The 20,332-nt window shown below is 58.7% G+C and carries 18 protein-coding genes and 1 riboswitch; of the genes, 10 read left to right on the forward strand and 8 right to left on the reverse strand.

The window, feature by feature from the left end:
• Positions 1-9 precede the first annotated feature (9 nt).
• On the reverse strand, positions 10-378 hold the full coding sequence (locus BLS30_RS04180; RefSeq protein WP_090226791.1) for a hypothetical protein: 369 nt from the start codon (positions 376-378) through the stop codon (positions 10-12).
• Between the two features lie 219 nt (positions 379-597).
• Between BLS30_RS04180 and dapD the strand changes: the two genes are divergently transcribed.
• The 4 genes from dapD (at position 598) to BLS30_RS04200 (ending at position 4,020) form a co-directional block, all read left to right on the forward strand.
• Complete coding sequence (gene dapD, locus BLS30_RS04185) at positions 598-1,443, forward strand: 2,3,4,5-tetrahydropyridine-2,6-dicarboxylate N-succinyltransferase (protein ID WP_046477388.1); 846 nt, start codon at positions 598-600, stop codon at positions 1,441-1,443.
• Positions 1,444-1,554: 111 nt separating this feature from the next.
• Positions 1,555-2,334: a hypothetical protein gene (locus tag BLS30_RS04190; RefSeq protein WP_046477387.1), complete on the forward strand. Its 780-nt coding sequence runs from the start codon at positions 1,555-1,557 to the stop codon at positions 2,332-2,334.
• A gap of 111 nt (positions 2,335-2,445) precedes the next feature.
• Positions 2,446-3,621: a succinyl-diaminopimelate desuccinylase gene (gene dapE, locus BLS30_RS04195; RefSeq protein WP_090226793.1), complete on the forward strand. Its 1,176-nt coding sequence runs from the start codon at positions 2,446-2,448 to the stop codon at positions 3,619-3,621.
• Between the two features lie 87 nt (positions 3,622-3,708).
• Positions 3,709-4,020: an ArsR/SmtB family transcription factor gene (locus BLS30_RS04200; RefSeq protein ID WP_046477385.1), complete on the forward strand. Its 312-nt coding sequence runs from the start codon at positions 3,709-3,711 to the stop codon at positions 4,018-4,020.
• Between the two features lie 14 nt (positions 4,021-4,034).
• On the opposite strand, the gene BLS30_RS04205 is transcribed toward BLS30_RS04200, so the two are convergent.
• On the reverse strand, positions 4,035-4,886 hold the full coding sequence (locus tag BLS30_RS04205) for a LysR family transcriptional regulator (protein ID WP_046477384.1): 852 nt from the start codon (positions 4,884-4,886) through the stop codon (positions 4,035-4,037).
• 307 nt (positions 4,887-5,193) lie between these two features.
• Between BLS30_RS04205 and BLS30_RS04210 the strand changes: the two genes are divergently transcribed.
• Both BLS30_RS04210 and BLS30_RS04215 read left to right on the forward strand, forming a co-directional pair.
• Positions 5,194-5,541, forward strand: coding sequence for a hypothetical protein (locus BLS30_RS04210; protein WP_046477383.1), 348 nt, complete (start codon positions 5,194-5,196; stop codon positions 5,539-5,541).
• Between the two features lie 243 nt (positions 5,542-5,784).
• Positions 5,785-6,573 carry a DUF2147 domain-containing protein gene (locus BLS30_RS04215; protein ID WP_090226797.1) on the forward strand — a complete coding sequence of 263 codons (789 nt, stop codon included), beginning with the start codon at positions 5,785-5,787 and terminating at the stop codon, positions 6,571-6,573.
• A gap of 65 nt (positions 6,574-6,638) precedes the next feature.
• Here BLS30_RS04215 and BLS30_RS04220 read toward each other — a convergent pair whose 3' ends face one another.
• On the reverse strand, positions 6,639-7,739 hold the full coding sequence (locus tag BLS30_RS04220) for a 2'-deoxycytidine 5'-triphosphate deaminase (RefSeq protein WP_425284147.1): 1,101 nt from the start codon (positions 7,737-7,739) through the stop codon (positions 6,639-6,641).
• 110 nt (positions 7,740-7,849) lie between these two features.
• Positions 7,850-7,928, forward strand: a riboswitch (SAM riboswitch).
• A gap of 191 nt (positions 7,929-8,119) precedes the next feature.
• On the opposite strand from BLS30_RS04220, the gene metZ reads away from it, so the two are divergent.
• The 3 genes from metZ (at position 8,120) to argE (ending at position 11,045) form a co-directional block, all read left to right on the forward strand.
• Entirely contained in the window at positions 8,120-9,286 is a 1,167-nt protein-coding gene (gene metZ / locus BLS30_RS04225) for an O-succinylhomoserine sulfhydrylase (RefSeq protein ID WP_082101238.1), read from the forward strand.
• A gap of 122 nt (positions 9,287-9,408) precedes the next feature.
• A complete protein-coding gene (gene apaG, locus BLS30_RS04230) occupies positions 9,409-9,801 on the forward strand; it encodes a Co2+/Mg2+ efflux protein ApaG (RefSeq protein WP_046477380.1) in 393 nt (130 codons plus the stop codon).
• 86 nt (positions 9,802-9,887) lie between these two features.
• Positions 9,888-11,045: an acetylornithine deacetylase gene (gene argE / locus BLS30_RS04235; protein WP_090226803.1), complete on the forward strand. Its 1,158-nt coding sequence runs from the start codon at positions 9,888-9,890 to the stop codon at positions 11,043-11,045.
• A gap of 79 nt (positions 11,046-11,124) precedes the next feature.
• Here the strand turns inward: argE and BLS30_RS04240 are convergent, their stop codons facing one another.
• Genes BLS30_RS04240 through BLS30_RS04250 form a run of 3 tightly spaced genes read right to left on the reverse strand, consistent with a single transcriptional unit; the run spans position 11,125 to position 14,344 of the window.
• Positions 11,125-12,141 carry an Hsp33 family molecular chaperone gene (locus tag BLS30_RS04240; RefSeq protein WP_244512359.1) on the reverse strand — a complete coding sequence of 339 codons (1,017 nt, stop codon included), beginning with the start codon at positions 12,139-12,141 and terminating at the stop codon, positions 11,125-11,127.
• A 5-nt stretch (positions 12,142-12,146) separates the two neighbouring features.
• Positions 12,147-13,067, reverse strand: coding sequence for an ornithine carbamoyltransferase (argF, locus tag BLS30_RS04245; protein WP_046477378.1), 921 nt, complete (start codon positions 13,065-13,067; stop codon positions 12,147-12,149).
• 41 nt (positions 13,068-13,108) lie between these two features.
• Positions 13,109-14,344, reverse strand: a complete 1,236-nt coding sequence (locus BLS30_RS04250; RefSeq protein WP_425284137.1) for an aspartate aminotransferase family protein — start codon at positions 14,342-14,344, stop codon at positions 13,109-13,111.
• A gap of 543 nt (positions 14,345-14,887) precedes the next feature.
• Here BLS30_RS04250 and BLS30_RS04255 point away from each other — a divergent pair.
• Entirely contained in the window at positions 14,888-15,454 is a 567-nt protein-coding gene (locus BLS30_RS04255) for a GcrA family cell cycle regulator (protein WP_046480050.1), read from the forward strand.
• Positions 15,455-15,565: 111 nt separating this feature from the next.
• Here BLS30_RS04255 and BLS30_RS04260 read toward each other — a convergent pair whose 3' ends face one another.
• Positions 15,566-18,769, reverse strand: a complete 3,204-nt coding sequence (locus tag BLS30_RS04260; RefSeq protein ID WP_210183999.1) for an efflux RND transporter permease subunit — start codon at positions 18,767-18,769, stop codon at positions 15,566-15,568.
• Positions 18,766-20,262 carry an efflux RND transporter periplasmic adaptor subunit gene (locus BLS30_RS04265; protein WP_046480048.1) on the reverse strand — a complete coding sequence of 499 codons (1,497 nt, stop codon included), beginning with the start codon at positions 20,260-20,262 and terminating at the stop codon, positions 18,766-18,768. Before BLS30_RS04265 ends, BLS30_RS04260 begins: the two co-directional genes overlap by 4 nt.
• Between the last annotated feature and the right edge of the window lie 70 nt (positions 20,263-20,332).

A 20,332-nucleotide genomic window follows, 5' to 3' on the forward strand; every position in this document is an offset into this window, starting at 1 on the left:
GCGCTAAGGTTACGCAGCGAATGCCCGAAAAATGCGGGTTATCATCCAGATAGCCAGCCGAATGAGCGCCCCAACAGCGAGCCCAATGAGCAACAGAAGGATGGATTTAGGCCCTAGCTCACCGAGTAGCGTCGCATAAGCGGCATTCGCTGAATCTGGGAAAAACGTCTCGAACTGGGTGCTGAAGACATCAAGAACCTGTCTCGCTTCTCGCACGAGATATCCAAACAGTTCGGTGTTGTAGATGGCCAAGTAGATATAGGCCAACATAGCTGCGACAAGTTCGATGACGAGCAATACAGCGAAGCCCGCAATCGCCATGATTGTCGTCACGATTCCCAGAAAGAAACTCGCGGTCAGCGATCGATCCTGACTCATGGCTAATGATCCTTATGCTCTCTTGGGTCTTAATTTCTTCGGCTTGACGCCCGCTAGCACGGCGGACCGTCAACAATAAGACGGCAACGAGCGCTTGAGCCGTTAGGACTGATCACATCTGCCCGCAGGAACAACGGGACCGGCGATTGACACCTTCGCGGCTTCCCGCCACAACGCGTTTCACTCAAGTGACTCTTAAGAATAACGAGGGAGCGCGCAATGTCGCACGACGACTTGCAGAAGACGATTGAGGCCGCATTCGAGGCCCGCGACGACGTTACACCCCAAACCGTGGGCCCCGTGCGGGAAGCCGTCGAGGAAGCGCTCAATCTGCTCGACAGCGGAAAAGCCCGTGTTGCCGAGCCGACTCCGGGCGGAGATTGGCAGGTCAACCAGTGGCTCAAGAAAGCTGTCCTATTGTCATTCCGTCTCAATGACATGACGACAATTTCTGGCGGTCCTGGCGGCGCTGCCTGGTGGGATAAGGTTCCATCCAAATTCGCCGGGATGACCGAAGCCGATTTCAAGAAGGCCGGCTTCCGTGCCGTGCCCAACTGTATCGTGCGCCGGTCCGCGTATATCGCTCCGGGCGTCGTTCTGATGCCTTCGTTCGTAAATCTCGGCGCTTATGTTGCCAGCGGTACGATGGTAGACACCTGGGCAACGGTCGGCAGTTGCGCGCAAATCGGCCGGAATTGCCATATCTCGGGTGGCGCCGGAATCGGTGGCGTACTCGAGCCGTTGCAAGCCGGCCCCGTGATTATCGAAGACAATTGCTTTATCGGCGCACGTGCCGAAGTCGCGGAAGGTGTTGTCGTCGGTGAGGGATCGGTGTTGTCCATGGGCGTCTATCTCGGCGCTTCGACAAAAATCGTCGACCGGGCAACGGGTGAAGTTTTCATGGGCCGCGTCCCCCCATACTCCGTCGTCGTCTCGGGTACTATGCCAGGCAAGCCTCTTCCGGATGGCTCGCCTGGACCTGGGCTTTATTGCGCCGTGATCGTGAAACGCGTGGACGAGAAAACACGCTCGAAGACGTCGATCAACGAGCTTTTGCGCGACTAACCTGCATTCCGGTGCGCGTGTTTTACGACATGCGCGCCGGACATGATCCGACCTCGTCGCCAGCGCATTTACGGCGAATAAGCGCCGTGATCGCATGCCATCCACGACGCCATGCCATACAGAACGCTGGACCCAGACAAAATTATCGAGACAGTTGCGACGCTTGATCGTCGCATTAGTGAGCGTTTCCCTGGCTGCGGACTGCGTAAGGTCTGTTCAGAGCTTCTCGATATCGCCAAGACCAGCCAGAAAAAGGCCGCAGCGGTTTCCGAGCCCAATCTGCCGCTACGCTTTGGTATCGCCCTCGTCCTGGGCCTCGGTGTGGCCTTGCTCATCTATGTCGGTTCGATCATCGAACTCAAACACGGAGACGAAAACCTGTTCGGCGTGTTGGAGGGCATCGATGCCGCGGTCAATACGCTGGTTGTTATGGGCGCGGGCGTATTCTTCTTATCGACGCTTGAAGGGCGCTGGCACCGGCAAAAAGCGCTCGATGATCTCCACGAATTGCGGTCCATCGTGCATGTTATCGACATGCACCAATTGACTAAAGATCCCGGCAGGGTTTCGACGGTCGGCACTGCAACGCCCTCGTCGCCGCAACGGGTGATGACACCATTCGAACTCGTTCGCTACCTCGACTACTGCTCCGAGATGCTGTCTCTCGCCGCCAAAATTGCCGCGCTTTATGCGCAGGGCACGCGAGATCCCATCGTTATCGAAACCGCCAGCGATCTGGGCCAGACAACGTCCTATCTCTCCAGCAAAATCTGGCAGAAGATTACCCTTGTGCAGGCGCAGATCGACAGCCCAGCTGCGGGGCCCTCAGCTCTTTCCGAAGGCGTGACGCAACTGGATGGCGCGACGACTGTCTCAACTCCGGCGACTTGACGGCTAAGACCGCAGGTGGGAATCGATCTAAACGCATCGTCGTACCCGTTCAGCCGTGTCATTGCCTCTCGAGGCCAATGGCTCCCTCCGTCGCCATAGAGGCTTGCTTGCATGTCCGCCGATCTGCCGACTGACGTTACCCGTCTTACTCAGGCGTTGATCCGTTGCCCGAGCGTAACCCCGGCTGAGGGCGGTGCGCTGACGCTATTGGAGAACGTTCTCACCGAACTTGGATTCGTCTGCCACCGTCTCACGTTTTCGGAGCCCGGCACGCCGGATATTGAAAACCTCTATGCACGGATCGGAACCAGCGGACCGAACCTCTGCTTTGCCGGGCACACGGATGTCGTACCTCCCGGCGAAGAAGATGCCTGGAGCGTTCCACCCTTTGCAGGCGAAATTCGTGACGGCATTCTTTTCGGTCGCGGCGCCGTCGACATGAAGGGTGCAATCGCCTGCTTCGTTTCTGCGGCGGCGGCCTACCTTGCGCAATCGGACACCCAACGTCGGGGGGCCATTTCGCTCCTCATCACGGGAGACGAAGAAGGACCGGCGATCAACGGCACGGTCAAAGTGCTCGACTGGCTCAAGCAGCAGGGCGAGCAGATCGATGCCTGCATCGTCGGGGAGCCGTCCAATCCGCGCCGCATTGGCGATGAGATCAAAGTCGGACGGCGTGGATCACTCAATGGCGAAATCATTGTCAACGGCCGGCAAGGACACAGCGCTTATCCTGCGTTGGCCGACAATCCCGTTCCCAAGCTCGCGCGCATCATCGACCGGCTGTCGGTGCTTCCGCTCGACGAAGGCAGTGAGCGGTTTGAGCGCTCCAATCTCGAGGTCACCATCATTTCGGTCCCCAATACCGTGACGAACGTCATACCGGGGCAGGCGCGCGCGGCCTTCAATGTGCGTTTCAACGACAATTGGACACGCGAACGTCTGGAAGACGCTATTCGTAGCTGTTGCGAAGCAAGCGCGGCAGAGGTCGAGGCCGATATGCGGCTTACGTTCTCCTTTTCAGGCGACGCCTTCTGCACTGAGCCGGGACCGTTACTCGACACGCTGGTTGCCGCGGTTCGCGACGTCAGTGGGGTAACGCCTGCGCTTACTACCGGCGGCGGTACGTCCGATGCGCGCTTCATCAAGAACGCGTGCCCAGTGATCGAATTCGGCCTCGTCAACGCCACGATCCACAAAGTCGACGAGCACGTTCCGGTCAGCGACCTCTCGGCTCTTACCGCCATCTACACGCGCTTCTTGGAGCGATTTTTCGCGGCCGCCTAACCGCTTTCACCCAACTCCCTATTGGACGGTCTTGTTCGGCTCTTTGGGATCATTGAACAATCGCCCGTTAGGTCGCATATTGTCGTCATGCAACGACCGTTCATACATCCGTCCATTGCGGACGTCAGATTAGAGAATGTTCTTTACGCGCTGGCTGATCCCGCGCGTCTAGCGATCGTGCGCACGCTCGCGAATGGTGGATGTCCAATGAACTGTTCCACTGCTGCACCGGCACAGCTTCCGAAGTCGACGCAGTCGCATCACTATCAAGTGCTGCGGGAAGCGGGTCTGATTACGTCGGAGCGGCGCGGGACCGAAGTCGTCAATGTTCTGCGACGGAGCGACATTGACCAAAGGTTTCCGGGTCTTCTCACGGCCGTGCTGAGCTCATCCTCCTAATTCACCCGCTCGCCTCATTCCGACAGCTCATCGGAGATACGCCGCAGCCCTGCCAGAAATTCTGGATAAGCATCTGTGTTGTGATCTTCCGGGTATACTGCGTAGACGGGGTACACGAAGCGGCGGGCGCGCTCGACGAGCTTTAGGCGCTCGTCTTCCAGATAACTTTGGACCAGACGCCTCGGAAAATATCCCGACGCTTCGGTATCAAAGAGGTAGCTTAAGGCAACCGCGCCAAGATCAAAGTGCAGACTGGTGTGCGTCTGATTAGGGTACGTGTCGGCATGATCTGCCGCAAATTCGGGGCCCCAATTGACGAACACGTAGCCTTTACGGCGGCTCCGTGCCGACGACGTGGAGCTCGTTACGAGCACAAGTTCATCGTCGAAAATGTGCTCGACGATCAAACCCGGACGCGACTCTGCGCGGTAAACGACGGCAAGATCCAACGAGCCTTCGAGAAGTTGCTCGATAAGCGCGCGTGACGTTCCCATTCTTGCCGTTACCGCAATATCGCCGCGCGCACCGCGCAGCCACGCCACCCATTTGAGCAGATACCCTTCCCACAGACTGATCTGACCACCGACAGCCAGATGATCCGTATGATGGTCGGCGAGCGCGACCTCAAGCTGAGCGTGGTTCCATACGCGCAAGAGCGCGCTGGCGTGACGCTGGAATTGCTCTCCGGCCGGGGTCAGACGCGTGCCGCTCTTGGCGCGCTCAAACAGAGTTCGAGCGAGTGCCTCCTCCAGCGCCTTGACCCGCATAGACACCGTAGACTGAGTTACGCACAGCTTTTCGGCTGCGTCCTTGAAACTTCCCGCCTCCACGATAGCCAGAAATGTTTTCGCGAGCGTGATGTCCATGCGGCCCAAAAAAGGGTTATGGCGTGAATAGGCAGGTTCTTAGTTCAAAGATCTTCATTCAAACATTCACATTAATTCGTTTGTACGAATTTACCAACTCACTCATATCTCGAATGTGTTGAGTAGAAATCGCACTCAAAACAGAAAACCTTGGAACCTATTGAGATGAAAAAAACTCAATCAAGCAAACCCGCCGCAAAAAAAGCAGCCCCTGCAGCAGCCGCTGCAGCTCCGCCGGCAAAGGCCGCTAAGGCTGCGAAAAAGCCGGCAGCCAAGCGGGCTAAGTAAGACGACCTCGGAGATCTGCATGACCGCGTTGAAACTGGTGCTGGGTACAGTCGCCGCAAGCGCATTTTGGCTTTCCGCGGCGCAAGCCACGACGATCATCAACCGCGACCCTTCGGCGCACAACCTGCGCATCGTCGAAGGGGATCAGGAGCGTGTCGTCACGGCTGAACCTTCTCAGCAGCTGGATGAATTGTGCTCGTCTTCGTGCAGCCTGTTCTTTGATGATGACCCGGATGCCTACGAAATTGCCGCAGGCGACATCGTGTCAATCGAGGACGGCGAGCTCTACTACGAGGAGCCTTCCGCTCTGCCTGAAGCGCCTAGTATGCCTGCCGACGCCAATAATTATGGCCCGGCAAATCAATAGCTTATAGCGCTGCAAGCCGGTTTCAGCAGGTTTTTACAAATAAGGGCGGCATCCCGGGCGGTGCCGCCCTTTCCTGTTATCGTGTGATCATTTAAGGGCTCGGCTTGCCACACCATGTGATGAAACCCATATGGGCGCCGGGCGTTCGCCATATTCTTAGGTTGCATGTTCCCCAGAGAACAGCACTGCGACGGCTAATGCTTCAGCTTATGCCGCGAAACAGGACAGAGAAGGGCGTAGATCATGCGATCTTATCTAACTACTGCCGGCGCGTTCATCCTTGCAGCAATGACGCTGCCAAGCATCGCGCAGGCGGCGACAGACCCATCCGGTGTCTGGCTCGACGACAAGGGCCGCGGTGCGATTGAAATTAAACCGTGTGGCGACGACTACTGCGGCTACGTGGTTTGGGTCAAAGACACGAACGACACGCGCGGTTGCGGCAAGCAGATCATTGGCAATGTCAGCGCCACGGGTTCAGGCATTTGGGACAACGGCTGGATTTACAGTCCCGAGCGTAAAAAGAAATACAGCGTCGAACTGAAATTGCTCAGCGATAATCAGCTTCGCGTGAAAGGGTATGCGGGTACGAAGTTCTTTTCCAAGACCATGGTTTGGACGAAGGCTCCGGACACTCTCACTCGTTGCGACGATGCCGTGTATGCCAAAAAGACGGAGCCTGCCGCTGAATCGGCTCCGGCGCTGCAACCTGCGACACCGCCCGACGTAACATCAGACGCTCCGCCTGCGACGACAGCAGCCAAACCTGACGCTGCCTCGCCGTCCGCTGCGGACACTGCAGAAGCACCAATGACTGAGCCGCAAAAGGATACCGGAGACGCGGCCTCCCCCCCGGCACAGAAACCTGCTGCTCCCCAGAAAAAAGAAATGGCGAACGCAGCCCCACCTCCCGATGTGGAAGACGGCCCGAGTTTGGGTGACCTGCCGATCGACAAATATTTCAACAAGACCGCGGACGGACGCTGCAAACTCGATCTGCCGTGGGTCAAGCTCGACTTTGCGTGCGATTGATCAGGCTTTGAGTGTCGAAAGTTTTGGCGGCTGGTCCTCTGGGGCCAGCCGTTTTCTTTGTCTGTTCAGCGAAAGTGCTTGGAAAGCTTCAAGCCTTGGGCCTGATAGTTCGATCCCAAATCGCGACCATAGAGTAGGCGGGGAATCTCTGTCAGGCGTTCGTATATAAGGCGCCCGACGATCTGACCGTCTTCGAGGATGAAGGGGACCTTGTGGCTTCTGACTTCGAGCACAACCCGCGAGCCCTCACCGCCAGCTGGCGCATGACCGAAGCCAGGGTCCATGAAGCCTGCATAGTGCACGCGAAATTCGCCGACGAGCGGGTTGAAGGGCATCATTTCGGCCGCGTGTGTCGGGGGGACATGAACTGCTTCTTTCGAGGCCAATATGTAGAATTGATCGGGATCGAGTATGAGCCGTCGTTGCTTGCCGACGTTGATCGGCTCCCAATACTCCGCAATGGCGCAGGAGCCCGGCGCATCCACGTCAACCAGACCGGAATGGCGCTTCGCGCGATAGCCGATAAGGCCCGTTTCAGATCCGGTCAGATCAACGGAAAGCGCAATACCGCCGGAGATATCGGGATTCGCCGTGTTGACGAGTCGTTCGCGTTCATGGAGGGCGGCCAACTCGGCATCGGTATCCTGCGGCCTGCCGCGACGGAACCGAATCTGAGTCAAGCGGCTGCCCGTGCGCGCGAGGATCGGGAACGTCTGAGGGCAGATTTCCGCATAGAGCGGGCCTTGGTATCCAGCAGGGATCTGATCGAAGGCCGTCACACGATCGGCAATTACGCGTGTGAAGACATCAAGACGTCCGGTCGAACTTTTTGGATTGGCCGATGCCGACAAAGTCTCAGGTAGGTTTAAACTTTCCAGCAGCGGGACGACGTAGACGCATCCGGTTTCCAACACGGCGCCTTGGCTGAGGTCTACTTCGTGAAGTTTGAGGTCCGCAAGACGCGCTTCTACGGATACTGCTCGCCCCGGCAGGAAGCTTGCACGGACGCGATAGGCCTTCGGGCCCAAACGCAGATCAAGGCTCGCCGGCTGGATTTGGCCATCAATCAGCGGCTCAGCCACAGAGATAGCGCCTTCCGCCAGCAGTTTTTCTATTGCCTGCACGGGCAGTACGCCCGCAGGCTCTATGCCGCTCTGCGCGTTCACGTCTTTATCCTCGATCCGGGCTGGATTGCTCACGTCGCGCCCTCCTTCGATCTCAGTGCCATAGAACACGTGATGCTTGACGCCAAGCGGCAATCGGCGCTAATCCCCGTTCCTACTACCGTGGTGATTTGGCCGGCCGGCTTGCAGCCACGTAAAAACAACTTGCTAAAAGGCCGCGCGCATTTCTGGTGCAGTCCCCCGTTATCAAGCGCCCGGCCCACTTAGTTGCGACGCTCAGCGGGCCCGTTACGTCCGCTCGTTGGGCGGTCCATGGCGATTTCTGCGCGCGATTGCGGTGCAGAGCTTGACTGATGCGAAGGGAGAAGCGCGTGACCAATCCGAAATCGATCGATCCAGAAGCTGATTGCGAAGACTTTGCCATGGCGACGCGGCTGGTGCATGGCGGAACGCTCCGTTCTCAATTCAACGAGACATCGGAAGCCCTGTTTTTAACGCAGGGGTACGTTTACGACAGTGCCGAGCAGGCAGAGCGTCGCTTCAAGAACGAAGAACCGGGCTATCAGTACAGCCGCTTTTCTAATCCGACCGTGACGATGTTTGAAGAGCGGATGCGGCTTCTGGAAGGCGCTGAAGAATCCCGGGCTACGGCCACGGGTATGGCCGCGGTTACGTCCGCGCTTCTTTGCTACCTTAAGGCCGGGGATCACGTGGTGGCGTCGGCAGCAATGTTCGGCTCCTGCCGCTACGTCGTGGAGGATCTTTGTCCACGCTTCGGGATCTCAGCCACTCTGGTCGACGGATCGAACGTTGATGCCTGGGAAGAAGCCGTTCGGCCGAATACCAAGCTGTTCTTCTTTGAAACGCCGGCAAACCCAACTCTTGCCCTAGTCGATATCGCTGCGGTTTCGGCCATCGCGAAGCGGATTGGCGCCGTCACGGTCGTCGACAACGTTTTCGCAACTCCAATGCTGCAGCGGCCGATTGAACATGGCGCCGACGTTGTCGTCTATTCGGCGACAAAGCACATCGACGGTCAGGGCCGCTGCCTCGGCGGTGTCGTTCTCGGCTCAAAGGAGTATATCAACGACCATCTGCACACCTTCATCCGCCAGACGGGCCCATCGATCAGCCCGTTCAACGCCTGGGTTATGCTGAAAAGCCTCGAAACGCTCGCGCTTCGCGTTCGGGCGCAGTGCGACACCGCGGCGCGGCTCGCAGATCATCTGGTCGGACTCTCCGGCGTTCAGCGGGTGCTCTACCCGACGCGGGCCGACTTCCCGCAGGCCGAGGTTGCTAAAAAGCAAATGAAGGGCGGCGGGCAGGTCGTTCCGGTCTATCTGGATGGCGGCAAGGAGGCTGCCTTCAAATTCCTCAACGGCCTGAAAATCATAAAGATCTCCAATAATCTTGGGGATGCCAAGAGCCTCGTTACGCACCCCGCGACCACAACCCACCAGCGGCTTACGCCTGACGCTCGGGCCGAGTTGGGGATCACAGATGGTATGGTGCGGCTCTCGATCGGGCTTGAAGATCCAGATGACTTGGCTGCTGACCTCGAACGGGCTGTGCGCGCGGCACGAAGCTAAAACGCGCATCGGGTTTCCGATGCCGGTGTTGACCGGAAGGCAAGGGTGGCGGACAATCCCCTCTCGGGCAAGCGGGGCGCCGTCCGGTCACACGATCGCGTCACATGGAAAACAGCACTAACATGTATGAGAAAGTCACTCGCGGCATTCGGATTCGCGTCGAGCCAGCGTTCGTCCAAGACCAGTCTTCGCCTGATGAGGGTTATTTCTTCTGGGCCTATACCGTTGAAATAACCAACGAGAGTGAACACCGCGTGCAGCTTCGTTCGCGGTTCTGGCAAATTACGGACGCGCGCGGCGTCACCGAAGAGGTGCGCGGGCCGGGCGTTGTCGGCCAAACGCCCGTTATCGGGCCCGGCGAAACCTTCACCTACACATCTGGATGTCCGCTCGGAACGCCTTCGGGCATCATGGTGGGCAGCTATCAAATGGCCGATCAGGATGGCATCTTGTTCGACGTTGCTATCCCAGCCTTTTCGCTCGACTGCCCCTACGAGACTCACTCGGTGAACTGAGCGCGCCCGGGGTTTGCTGAACTGCGCAATGCCCCTGCCGACGCTCGTCCTTACTTGATCAACTATACGCGAGAAACAACGCGCTCATGCCCGGCCCAACATATTCGGCAAAGGAGCTGCTTGACCGGCTCATCAGCTTCGACACCACCAGCCATAAGACGAACCTGCCCCTGATACGCTTTGTCGAAGATTATCTGGCTCAGCATGGGCTGGCGAGCTCGCTCACCTTTAATGAGGAGCGCGACAAGGCAAACCTCTACGCGACGATTGGGCCGCAGGACATTGGCGGGATTGGTCTTTCGGGGCACACCGACGTCGTTCCGGTAGCCGGCCAGAATTGGGACACCGATCCGTTCCGGATGACAGAGCGTGACGGCCGCATCTATGGACGCGGCACGACGGACATGAAGGGGTTTCTTGCGTGTGTGCTGGCGGCTGTTCCGATGCTGCAAAGCCGGCGCCTCAGCAAACCGGTCCATATCCTGTTTTCCTACGATGAGGAAATCGGGTGCACAGGCGTCCGTCCAATGATTGCTCGTTTGGGCAATGATCTCATCAAACCTGAAATGGTCATCGTCGGCGAACCAACGGGAATGCGTGTTGTAACCGCGCACAAAGGTCCGGTGAGATGGGACGTGGACGTGCACGGCCGGGCTGTCCATTCCAGCATGGCCCCATTGGGCGTCAACGCGATTTCCTATGCCGGCCGACTTTTGGGAGAACTCGCGGCGATTGAAGAGCATCTCGCAAACACCAGTCGGGACACGCGTTTCGATCCTCCTTATTCCACATTGCAGGTTACGCTGATCAAGGGCGGTACTGCTACGAACATCGTGCCCGTCTCATGCAATTTTGGGTTCGAAGTGCGCGCGCTTCCCGGATTGCACACGAATGCCATCGAACAACGCGTCAAGGACTACGCCAGCCGCCTGCTTGCGCCAATGCACGCTGTTGCCAAAGAAGCCGGAATCAGTATCCAGCAAACCAACTGTGTTCCGCCGTTTGCAGTCGATGCCGATTCACCGGTGGTGTCATTGGCGCTGGAATTAGCCGAGAGCAACCATACCCACGCGGTTTCCTATGCGACGGAAGCCGGTCTGTTCCAAGATGCAGGCACGCCATCCGTTGTTTGCGGTCCCGGCGATATCGCGCAGGCGCACACTGCGAACGAATGGATCGAAGCCAGCGAGCTTGACCGGTGTATGGAATTTTTGGGGCGGCTCGCTGATCGGCTATCGGCCTAAGATTCCCGCCTGCCGCACAATAGTGCAGACGCACAGCCGGGTCCCTTAATCGCGAAGGTCAACTGAGGACGAACCCGCTTTAGCCGATTTCACCCGGCTCGAAGCGATAGGTTGTGCTGCAGAATTCGCAGGTTACAGAAATTGCTCCGTCAGGCTCGCGCATCTCATCAAGTTGAGCGCCCTCAAACCTACGCAGGAAGGACTCGACGCGTTCGCGCGAGCAGCGGCACCGTTCCTCGATCGCGTGGGCGTCGTGAACCCGCACACCCTCCTCGTGGAAGAGCCGGTACAATAACCGGTCGGGCGCCAACATCGGGTCGATCAACTCATGATCCTCGACGGTGGCTGCCAAAATGCGCGTGCGCTGCCAGCCGTCATCATCGTCATCTTCGAGCGGTAGTGCCTCTCCATAGGGCTCGGCTTCGCTCTCGCTGAAGTTCTGATCCAGGCCCTGGCCGCCCTCTCGCGCGAGATTTTGCAGAAGTAGGCCGCCCGCCCGCCAATGCCAATCATCGGCACCTTCGTTCTCGCCCGGGACATAAACACGAGCAACGGCCAGCCGCAGGAACGTCGGCAGCTGTTCAGACTGACGGAAGTAGGTGAGCGCGGCATCGGTCAGCGGCTGGCCCTCCAGCGCAACGATCCCCTGGTATCTATCCATGTCACCGCCAGGGTCAATCGTCATAGCGAGATGGCCCGTGCCATAGAGGGCCTCTGGATCAACGACACCATTGCCGTTTGAAATCTCCGCACTGCGCTCTGCATCGAAACTGGCGTAACCGCGTAAATGTCCGGGCGTATCGTAGTTCACGACGAGCAATCCGAGAGCTCCATCGCTCTTCGTTTGCAGGATCAGTCGTCCTTCGATCTTCAATCCCGTTCCCAAAAGCGCCGTCAGCGCCAAAGCCTCACCAAGCGCCTGTCCGACAGCCGCGGGATAGCTGTGACGTTGCAGAATACGGTCTACGCTCTTGCCCAGGCGCACAAGCCGCCCGGCTACGCCGGAACGGACGGTCCGAAACGGGATGACCAGATCATCTGGGATTGCCGATCCGTTAATCCCGGCGATGCGCTCTGCATCCTGCCCAGCAGCCAATCCCTCTATCCTCCAAGACACCAGGCCAGAATGGCCTTTTGCGCGTGCAATCGATTTTCGGCCTCGTCAAAGACCACTGAACGAGGTCCTTCGAGGACCTCTTCAGTGACTTCATGCCCGCGATACGCCGGCAAGCAGTGCATGAATATCGCGTCGCTTGCTGATTTGCTCATCAATGCGTCGTCCACCACGTATGGCGCCAACAGCGTTTTGCGACGCGGCGCATCGCTCTGGCCCATTGAAACCCAGGTATCCGTCACGACGCAATCGACGCCGTCGACAGCCTCCTCTGCGCTATCTGTGATCAGAACACGGCCCTTCTCGCGCTTGACCCAGGCGGTGACATCAGGATCGGGCCGCAGCTCTTCGGGACACGCAATGCGCAGCTCGAAATCGAACTTCACAGCTGCATGCATCCAGGAGGCCGCGACGTTGTTTCCGTCACCCACCCACGCTACAGACCGCCCCTTCAACGGGCCCTTGGCCTCTTCGAATGTCATCAGATCCGCCATGACCTGACAGGGATGGCTACGGTCGGTCAGACCATTGATCACGGGAACGGTTGCGTAACGCGTCAGCTCCATCACGGTGTCATGACTGTTCGCGCGGATCATGATGGCGTCGATGTATCGCGACAAAACACGCGCCGTATCCGCGATCGTTTCCCCGCGCCCCAACTGCAGGTCCGTGTGGTTGAGCGCGATTGTCTGCCCGCCGAGCTGACGCATGGCGACATCGAATGAGACACGTGTGCGCGTCGAGGGCTTTTCGAAGATCATGACGAGCACGTCGTCTTCAATGCCGGCCGGACGCAATTTGTCTGGAACACGCTTACCGGCGCGCTTCATAGCGTGGGCGGAATCGAGGATCGTGCGCAGAATAGCTGCGTCGATGTTATCTAGATCAATAAAATTGCGAACGGCCATGGCTCGGAGTCGATCTCCAAGTGCGGAAAAGATTAGGGTTGCTAGCGGGCAGGTACAGTAAGCTTCGAAAGGGCACGGGCTATGCGAGCTGTGCCTTCTACGATGTCGTCTTCGCTGATGTTCAACGGTGGGAGAATCCGAACGACGTTGTCGCTCGCGGTGATTAGAAGAAGGTGCTCAGCGAGCGCCGCCTTGACGCAATCGGCTACGGGAACATCGGGATTGAGCTTCAGGCCCATCAACAAGCCTTCGCCCCGAACCTCTAGAACCAGGTCAGAAAAGCGGTCTTTGATTTCAGCGAGGGATTGACGCAAGCGCGCGGCCTTGCGGGACACCTCTTCCAAGAACCCAGGTTCCAAGACAACGTCCAAGACGGCGTTGCCGACAGCCATTGCCAGAGGATTGCCCCCGAATGTGGACCCATGGGATCCTGCGGTCATGCCTGATGCCGCCTTTTCGGTGGCCAGGATCGCGCCAAGCGGAAAGCCGCCGCCGATCCCTTTGGCTATGGCCATAATATCGGGCTCTATGCCTGCGTGCTCGTGGGCAAACAGCCGCCCGGTACGCCCAACACCCGTTTGCACCTCATCAAAAATCAAAAGCAGACCGTGCTCGTCACAGAGCGCCCGCATCAGCTGCAGGTCTTCTGCCGGGACCACTCTGACGCCGCCTTCTCCCATGACCGGCTCGACCATGATGGCGGCCGTCTCGGGACCGATAGCCGCTTGCAGCGCTTCGGGCTCCGATACGGGTATGTTGTCGAAGCCGTCTGCTGCGATGCCGCAACCTTCCAGATATTTCGGATTGGCTGCTGCGGCCAACGCCGTCAGCGTGCGGCCGTGGAAGGCGCCTTCAAAGGTAATGACCCGCCAGCGTTCCGGATGCCCATTAACATAGTGGTAGCGGCGGGCAGCCTTGATCGCGCCCTCGCACGCTTCAGTGCCGGAATTGCAGAAAAAGACCCTGTCGGCGAAGGTCGTCGCACACAAACGCTGCGCCAACCGTTCCTGACCGGGGCTCCGGTAGAGATTAGACGTGTGCCAGAGCTGCGTTGCCTGCTCGGTCAGGGCCTCGACAAGATGAGGGTGCGCATGCCCCAGCACGTTGACAGCAACGCCGGAACCGAAGTCGAGATAGCGCTCGCCGTCAGCGGCAAACAGCCAAGCCCCTTCGCCGCGCACAAAGGCAACATCCTGGCGCGCATAGGTGGACATTAATACCGGGGAGTTTTGGCTATTCGCTCCTGCTGCCGGCGCAGCTGTCAGGGGCTCAGTCATGCGAACTGATCCCTCCTGTACCAAATAAAAATGGCCGCCTTTGCCGGCGGCCCACGGAAGCCCATGAGATAAGCGGCATATTAGCACCTGTCAACGCAGACCGTTATGGCTCCGCGTACTTTCCGGGGTTAGCTCTATAGCAGTGTTCGGTGCTCGCCAAAACACTGCCGTACGAATCATTTGTGTTGCGAAGACGCCACGTGGCGTTGTCAACGGGTGTCTTACCCGAACCTCAATGCTTGTAGCGCGAAATCTGGATGTTGTACTGTGAAGGGGTCCGGGCACGAGATGTCGCTGAGTTGGCGACGCCACAGAGTTTTCGTCCCGCACGCGTTTGGTGGCTGAGTAGCGCCCCTTTTGTTTCGCGTGAGTTTGTCAAGCGTACTTCCAAGTAGCGTTCGTAATCCGATTGCGTCGGCATGAGTTCCGCTCATTGCGCGCCTTATAGCGCGTTTTCGAGCGCCATTTCGGCCGGTCGGTCTTTTTCCGCGCCCCCTTCGGGTGGAGCGCGATTGTGATGTGATTCTCAAGGGAGCGACAAGCATGGCCTGGACCGACGAAAGAGTTGAGCTTCTTAAGAGGCTCTGGTCGGAGGGGTTGAGCGCGAGCCAGATCGCCGGACGTCTCGGCGGCGTAACGCGCAACGCAGTCATCGGCAAAGTGCATCGGCTGGGATTGTCCGGTCGGGCAACGACTTCGCGGATAAAGTCGCACCGCCCGCGACCCCGCCTGGCAAACGCTGCCAAGCGGCAGACCCGTCCGGCCCGTTTTCCGACCAATGGCAATCCTGCTGTCCGTGCACTTTATTCTCCGGACGCCGAGCCATTCACCCCAACCGTCGAAGAACTTGTAATTCCGATGGCTGAACGCAAAAGCATCCAGACACTGACTGGATCGTGCTGCCGTTGGCCAATCGGCGATCCGCAAACGGCTGAGTTCCATTTCTGCGGGAAGGATAAAGTTCCTGGTCTTCCGTACTGCGAACACCACGCCCGGCGTGCGTTCCAGCCGCCGCAACCGCGGCGTCGCGAGCGCGAGCAGGTCGAAACAGTTCGTGTTGCCTTGGCGCGCAATGAAGCCCGCAATGAAACGGAAACGACTGACGCCTGATTTTGTTTAGAGGGAATTTTGCCAGCACCTCTCAGTGGGCGCTAGGCAGCGGGGGAAGGTTGGTTGCCTACGGGCAACCAACCTTTTTTATTCAAGGATCGGCCGCATCGCTCAGCTGGCGACCCGCGCCAAGCGTGCTCCGCTGCGCGCCCGGCGGCGAACCTTTGCATAGCGCCGGAAGCTCTTGAGGCTCATGCCGATATCATGCTGTATCGCCAGCATGGACGGCGTGACGAGCAGCACGAGCAACATGCCGAAGCCAAGCCCATAGCCGAGTGACAGCACCGTCGGCTTCAAGAACAAGGCTTGCCGGCTTGTTTCAAACGCCAGCGGAGCCAAACCGCCAACAGTTGTTGCCGTTGTCAGGAAGATCGCCCGCAAGCGGTCGCACGTGCCGTCGACGATTGCACTCGTCATGTCCTGGCGCGTGGCACGCTCATCAACAGTCGTTACGAGTACGATGGAGTCATTGATGATGATACCCGCCATCCCGATCAAGCCAACGACCGAAAACATGCTCATCGGGACATCGTGCAGCCAGTGCCCCCAAATCGCGCCAATAAGGCCGAACGGAATAACGAGCATTATGGTAGCGGGACGTGTCCAGGACCCGTTCACCCAGGCCAACACGGCGTAAATTCCCACCATCGCCAGGAGGAAACCGGTCAAAGCCTCGGTGAAGAACTCTCCCTCCTGCTCGGCTAGCCCTCCCATGGACCACTCCACACCGAACTGGCCCGCGATCCCGGGAAGGATTTCATCCCGCAAAGCTCTCATGACTTCTTCCGCGGCGACGGCATCATCAGGGAGATCACCGGAGACGGTTACGCGACGCAAACCGTTCTCGCGGCGGATTGATGAGAAGCCATGCAATTCCGTGATCGTGGCGATCTCATTGATCGGAGCAAAACCGCCATCGGGGATGGGCAAAAAGGCTTGATGCAAGAAATCTCGGCCTGTGTCGGCGTCGGACAGCCGAACCCTGGCTATAATCTCGCGCGATCCGCGTGCCAGCGTGACGGCCTCGATACCGTCGAGGCGTTCGCGCAATGCCCGGGCCACCGTCTCTGTGGTGAAGCCCAATGCTTCGCCTTTCGGCGTCAAGGTCACGACGAGTTCTGGCTTATCATATGCCAGATCGTCTTCGACGCCGGTGGCTGCAGGGAATCTCGCGAGGCTGGCCTTCAGCGCTTCTGCGGCTGATTTCAAGACGTTTTCATCAGATCCAGCGAGAAGGACGCTGATGTCATCGCCGCCCGGCCCGGATCGGTCCCCGCGTAAAGCGAGTGTCTCCAAGAATGGTGTCGGGCGGACTTCCGCTTCCCAGTCGGCAATAAACTGAGCGGCGGAATAAGGACGCAGATCCGGATCAATCAGCTCGATATCGTAGCCGGCCAACTGATCGGGTTCCTTCGTGTCCGCCCCCTTCAAGCCGCGCCCGGTATTCCCGCCGAGTTTAGCGAGCGCCATTTTCACGGGAGCCGTGCCGTACTCCTTCTCATAGCGGTCATTCACCGCCTTCAACGCTCGGTCCAGTTCGGCAATCATCGCCCGGGTGTCGGCGCGGGTGGCCCCTTCCGTCATCGCGAGGTTGGCCCGCACGGTCGGGCGCTCCGGCGATGAGAAAAAGCGCCAGGTCACTGTACGATCCATCAGCGCCGTCACCGAGAAAGCCAGCAGAAGGACGGCAGCGGCGACGACGGGATAACGCAACGTCATCACGATACGCATCAATGGCCGGAATACGCGTTCGAGAAACCATGCAAAGCCCCGGTTTACGTATTCGCTCGGCAGGTCGATGAAAGAGCGCTGACCTGTATGCATCAAGGCGTGCCGCATGTGGGCTGGCAGGATCAGGAACGACTCCATCAGGCTTGCCAGCAGAACGACCGCAACGGTGAACGGCATATCCGAGAGCATGCGGCCAAAGCGTCCCCCGATCAGGGAGAGCACACCGAAAGCGATGACGGTCGTGATCGCAGCTGAGAACACCGGCGCGAGCATGCGTTCTGCCGCCGTTGTGGCAGCCACCGCAGGCGAGAGCCCCTTACGTGCGAGGTGGTCGGAGTGCTCGCCGATAATGATGGCGTCGTCGACAACGATGCCGAGGCAGATGATCAACGCAAACAGCGAGATCATGTTGAAGGTGAAGCCGAAGGCGTACATCAGGCCCACGGTTGCCGCCATCGCGACGGGGATGCCCGCGGCCACCCACACCGCCGTGCGGGCGTTGAGGAACAGGAATAGCAATACGACAACGATGGCCAGGCCGGTGATGCCGTTGTCAATCAGCAGGTCAAGACGGTCGATGATTTGTTGCGCCCGCGGATGTGCGAGGAAGACCTTTACGCCCTCCGGAAGCGTCGGTTGAAATTCTGCGATCGCGGCTTCCACTTGACGCTGCATGCGGATGGCATCGCCGTTGGCATCGCGACTGATGTCCAGCACCACGGCAGGGACACCCTGGTGATACATGGCGATTTCGCGATCAAGACCTTCTTCGATAATGTTCGCAATGTCGGCAACGCGGAGTTTCGTTCCATCGGGCAACGACCGCACCGCGACGGCGCCGACCGCAGAGGCCGTCAATTCCTGTGCGGCTGTGCGTATCCGTGCAGCACCTTTGTGGATTTCTCCAACGGGCTGCGTCCCGGTCTCAGATTTGATGGCGTTCGCAACCGTTTGAAGGGTGATGCCATAACGCTCGAGCGCTTCCGGGCGAACGTCGATACGGATTTCAGGGTCCGATATCCCGTCGATCTCCGTGTTGGTAATTCCCAGTTGGAACAATCGCGTCTTGAGCTGTTCGGCGTAACGCTCAAGCAATCCGATGCCAACGTCGCCAGAAATTACGACGTCGGTGACCGTGTCATGCCAACGCTTGCGCTTGATGACCGGTTCTTCGGCGTCTTCAGGCAGGTCGCGCACTTCGTCGACAGCCGCTTTCACCTCGTCCATGGCGGTTGCCATGTCCCAACCGGGCTGGAATTCGAGCGTGAATGATGCTGCGCCTTCTCGCGCGACGGCCTTTGCAGTTTTGACGCCTTCAATGGCCCGCAATTTCGGCTCGACGCGCGCGACAATCGCGTCATCCATTTCCTTGGGACCGACGCCGCGCCAAACGATGCTTACGGTCGCGGTCTCAATGGCGATATCGGGGAAGAACTGCGCACGGATACGGAGCCCAGCCACGACGCCACAGACAACAATAAGCGTCAGGAGAAGGTTCGCCGCTGTGCGGTGCCGTACGAAGTATCCAATAAAGCCGGTGTTGCTCATGCCGCCGCGATCGTGAGGTGCATTGTGCGCGCTCATGAGCGGCTCTCCCGACGCTGGAGTTGCCGCTGCAGGCGATCAACCAGGTCCTTCGGCGCGGTGGCGTTGGACAGTGCCTCAATTGTTTCCTTGCGACGCTGTTCCGACATGCGCGTGGAGCTGCGGACATGCTTGATCAGGGCGACGCGTTGCTCTTCGCTCAGTGCGACCAGGTTGTCGGGCTGAGGTAGGGCCGCGATCGGATCTGAGCTGCCGTCCTTCGGTTGCCGTCTTGGTGGCTTCACTTTGATGCCGGGACCAAGATAGGGCATGCGTGTGATCACGTAGCTCTTATCCGCTGGAAAGCCGCTGATGATGAGACCGTCCGATTGACGGCGTTTAATGTCGACCTTGACCTCTGCGAGGCGATCACCCTCGATAATAAGCATGCGCCCATCTTCAGTGGCAGCGGAGTGAGGAACCAGAGCAACGTTCTGTAGCCTTGGCTCAAAAACCTCGACGGTGACGAAGTCACCTGGACGCAACGCCGACAATGCGACGCCCTTCAAGCGCGCAAACACAGTCCTCCCGCCCTGATTGATGTCAACGACGGCAGCAGGCCGATCGAGAACGCCCTCAACTTCGACCGTATAGCCTTGCAGATCCAGACGTGCCTTGATGGGCTGGCGGAGGATCCTATCTGGCGCGTTCGGATCAATTAAGCGCGCAAATTCGCTGTTGCGCACGCGGAAAGAAACCTCCAGAGCGGTGGGATCAATAAGGTCGGCTAGCTTTTCGTTTTGCGAGACGCGGCGGCCGAGGGTGGCTGCGACCGATGTCAAACGGCCGGCAAAGGGTGCGCGGTAGCTTGTGTCACGCAGCGCGCGTTCGGCATCCTTCAATGCGATGCCAGCGCGCTCGAGGTTCTTTTGTGCGCGATCATTGAGAGCTTCACCCGCTACAATTGCCTGCGTCTTCGCCGCGAGCGACTGTTCAGCGGATGAGACCGCCATTGTCGACTCGTCCAGCGTGGCGGCTGTTACGATATCTTTCTTATGGAGTTGCTGCTTGCGCTCTAAATCCGCTTTCCGAACGTCAAGTTGAGTGCGGGCGAGATTTTCGTCGGCTCGCAGGTAGCTTAAAGCGGCCTCGGCTTCGGCGAGTTCGGAGCGCGCCTGCATAAGGGCAGCCTCGGCGTCGGTGACGCGCCGTTGCGCCGTATCGGGGTCAATGTGGAACAACAATTCACCAGCCTCGACTGCGCGACCGTCGCGGAAATTGTCAGCGATCTCAGTGATTGGCCCGGACGCAGCGGCCCGGATTTCCAGCGTCTCCCACGCGTGAATCTGGCCGTATGCAGTAATGACTGGCGTTAAATCTTGCGCTTCGAATTGACCGCCTTGCACGGAAAACTCGCGCTCTCGGGCTTGCATTTTGCGGCCTGACTTCTCGGCCGTCATCACTGAATGCACACGCCACCCCGCGACCCCCAATAGTCCCAAGGTAACGGCGACGATCATAAGCCCCGAAATTGCGCGGGTTATCAGCCGCATTTCCTTCCCCTCCATCACTTTCGCTCTGCTTAACGTCAGAGGTATGGTGATTTCCGTCGCTGGCGCAGAA

It is taken from the genome of Filomicrobium insigne, from assembly GCF_900104305.1.
Lineage (GTDB): Bacteria > Pseudomonadota > Alphaproteobacteria > Rhizobiales > Hyphomicrobiaceae > Filomicrobium > Filomicrobium insigne.

Bases quoted from the DNA above. Each gene is read 5' to 3' on its own strand.
- dapD (WP_046477388.1), top strand. From the start codon at position 598: ATGTCGCACGACGACTTGCAGAAGACGATTGAGGCCGCATTCGAGGCC.
- dapE (WP_090226793.1), top strand. From the start codon at position 2,446: ATGTCCGCCGATCTGCCGACTGACGTTACCCGTCTTACTCAGGCGTTG.
- metZ (WP_082101238.1), top strand. From the start codon at position 8,120: ATGGCGACGCGGCTGGTGCATGGCGGAACGCTCCGTTCTCAATTCAAC.
- argF (WP_046477378.1), bottom strand. From the start codon at position 13,067: ATGGCCGTTCGCAATTTTATTGATCTAGATAACATCGACGCAGCTATT.
- apaG (WP_046477380.1), top strand. From the start codon at position 9,409: ATGTATGAGAAAGTCACTCGCGGCATTCGGATTCGCGTCGAGCCAGCG.
- BLS30_RS04255 (WP_046480050.1), top strand. From the start codon at position 14,888: ATGGCCTGGACCGACGAAAGAGTTGAGCTTCTTAAGAGGCTCTGGTCG.
- BLS30_RS04250 (WP_425284137.1), bottom strand. From the start codon at position 14,344: ATGACTGAGCCCCTGACAGCTGCGCCGGCAGCAGGAGCGAATAGCCAA.
- BLS30_RS04210 (WP_046477383.1), top strand. From the start codon at position 5,194: ATGACCGCGTTGAAACTGGTGCTGGGTACAGTCGCCGCAAGCGCATTT.
- BLS30_RS04260 (WP_210183999.1), bottom strand. From the start codon at position 18,769: ATGAGCGCGCACAATGCACCTCACGATCGCGGCGGCATGAGCAACACC.
- BLS30_RS04215 (WP_090226797.1), top strand. From the start codon at position 5,785: ATGCGATCTTATCTAACTACTGCCGGCGCGTTCATCCTTGCAGCAATG.
- BLS30_RS04205 (WP_046477384.1), bottom strand. From the start codon at position 4,886: ATGGACATCACGCTCGCGAAAACATTTCTGGCTATCGTGGAGGCGGGA.
- BLS30_RS04180 (WP_090226791.1), bottom strand. From the start codon at position 378: ATGAGTCAGGATCGATCGCTGACCGCGAGTTTCTTTCTGGGAATCGTG.
- BLS30_RS04190 (WP_046477387.1), top strand. From the start codon at position 1,555: ATGCCATACAGAACGCTGGACCCAGACAAAATTATCGAGACAGTTGCG.
- argE (WP_090226803.1), top strand. From the start codon at position 9,888: ATGCCCGGCCCAACATATTCGGCAAAGGAGCTGCTTGACCGGCTCATC.
- BLS30_RS04265 (WP_046480048.1), bottom strand. From the start codon at position 20,262: ATGCGGCTGATAACCCGCGCAATTTCGGGGCTTATGATCGTCGCCGTT.
- BLS30_RS04200 (WP_046477385.1), top strand. From the start codon at position 3,709: ATGCAACGACCGTTCATACATCCGTCCATTGCGGACGTCAGATTAGAG.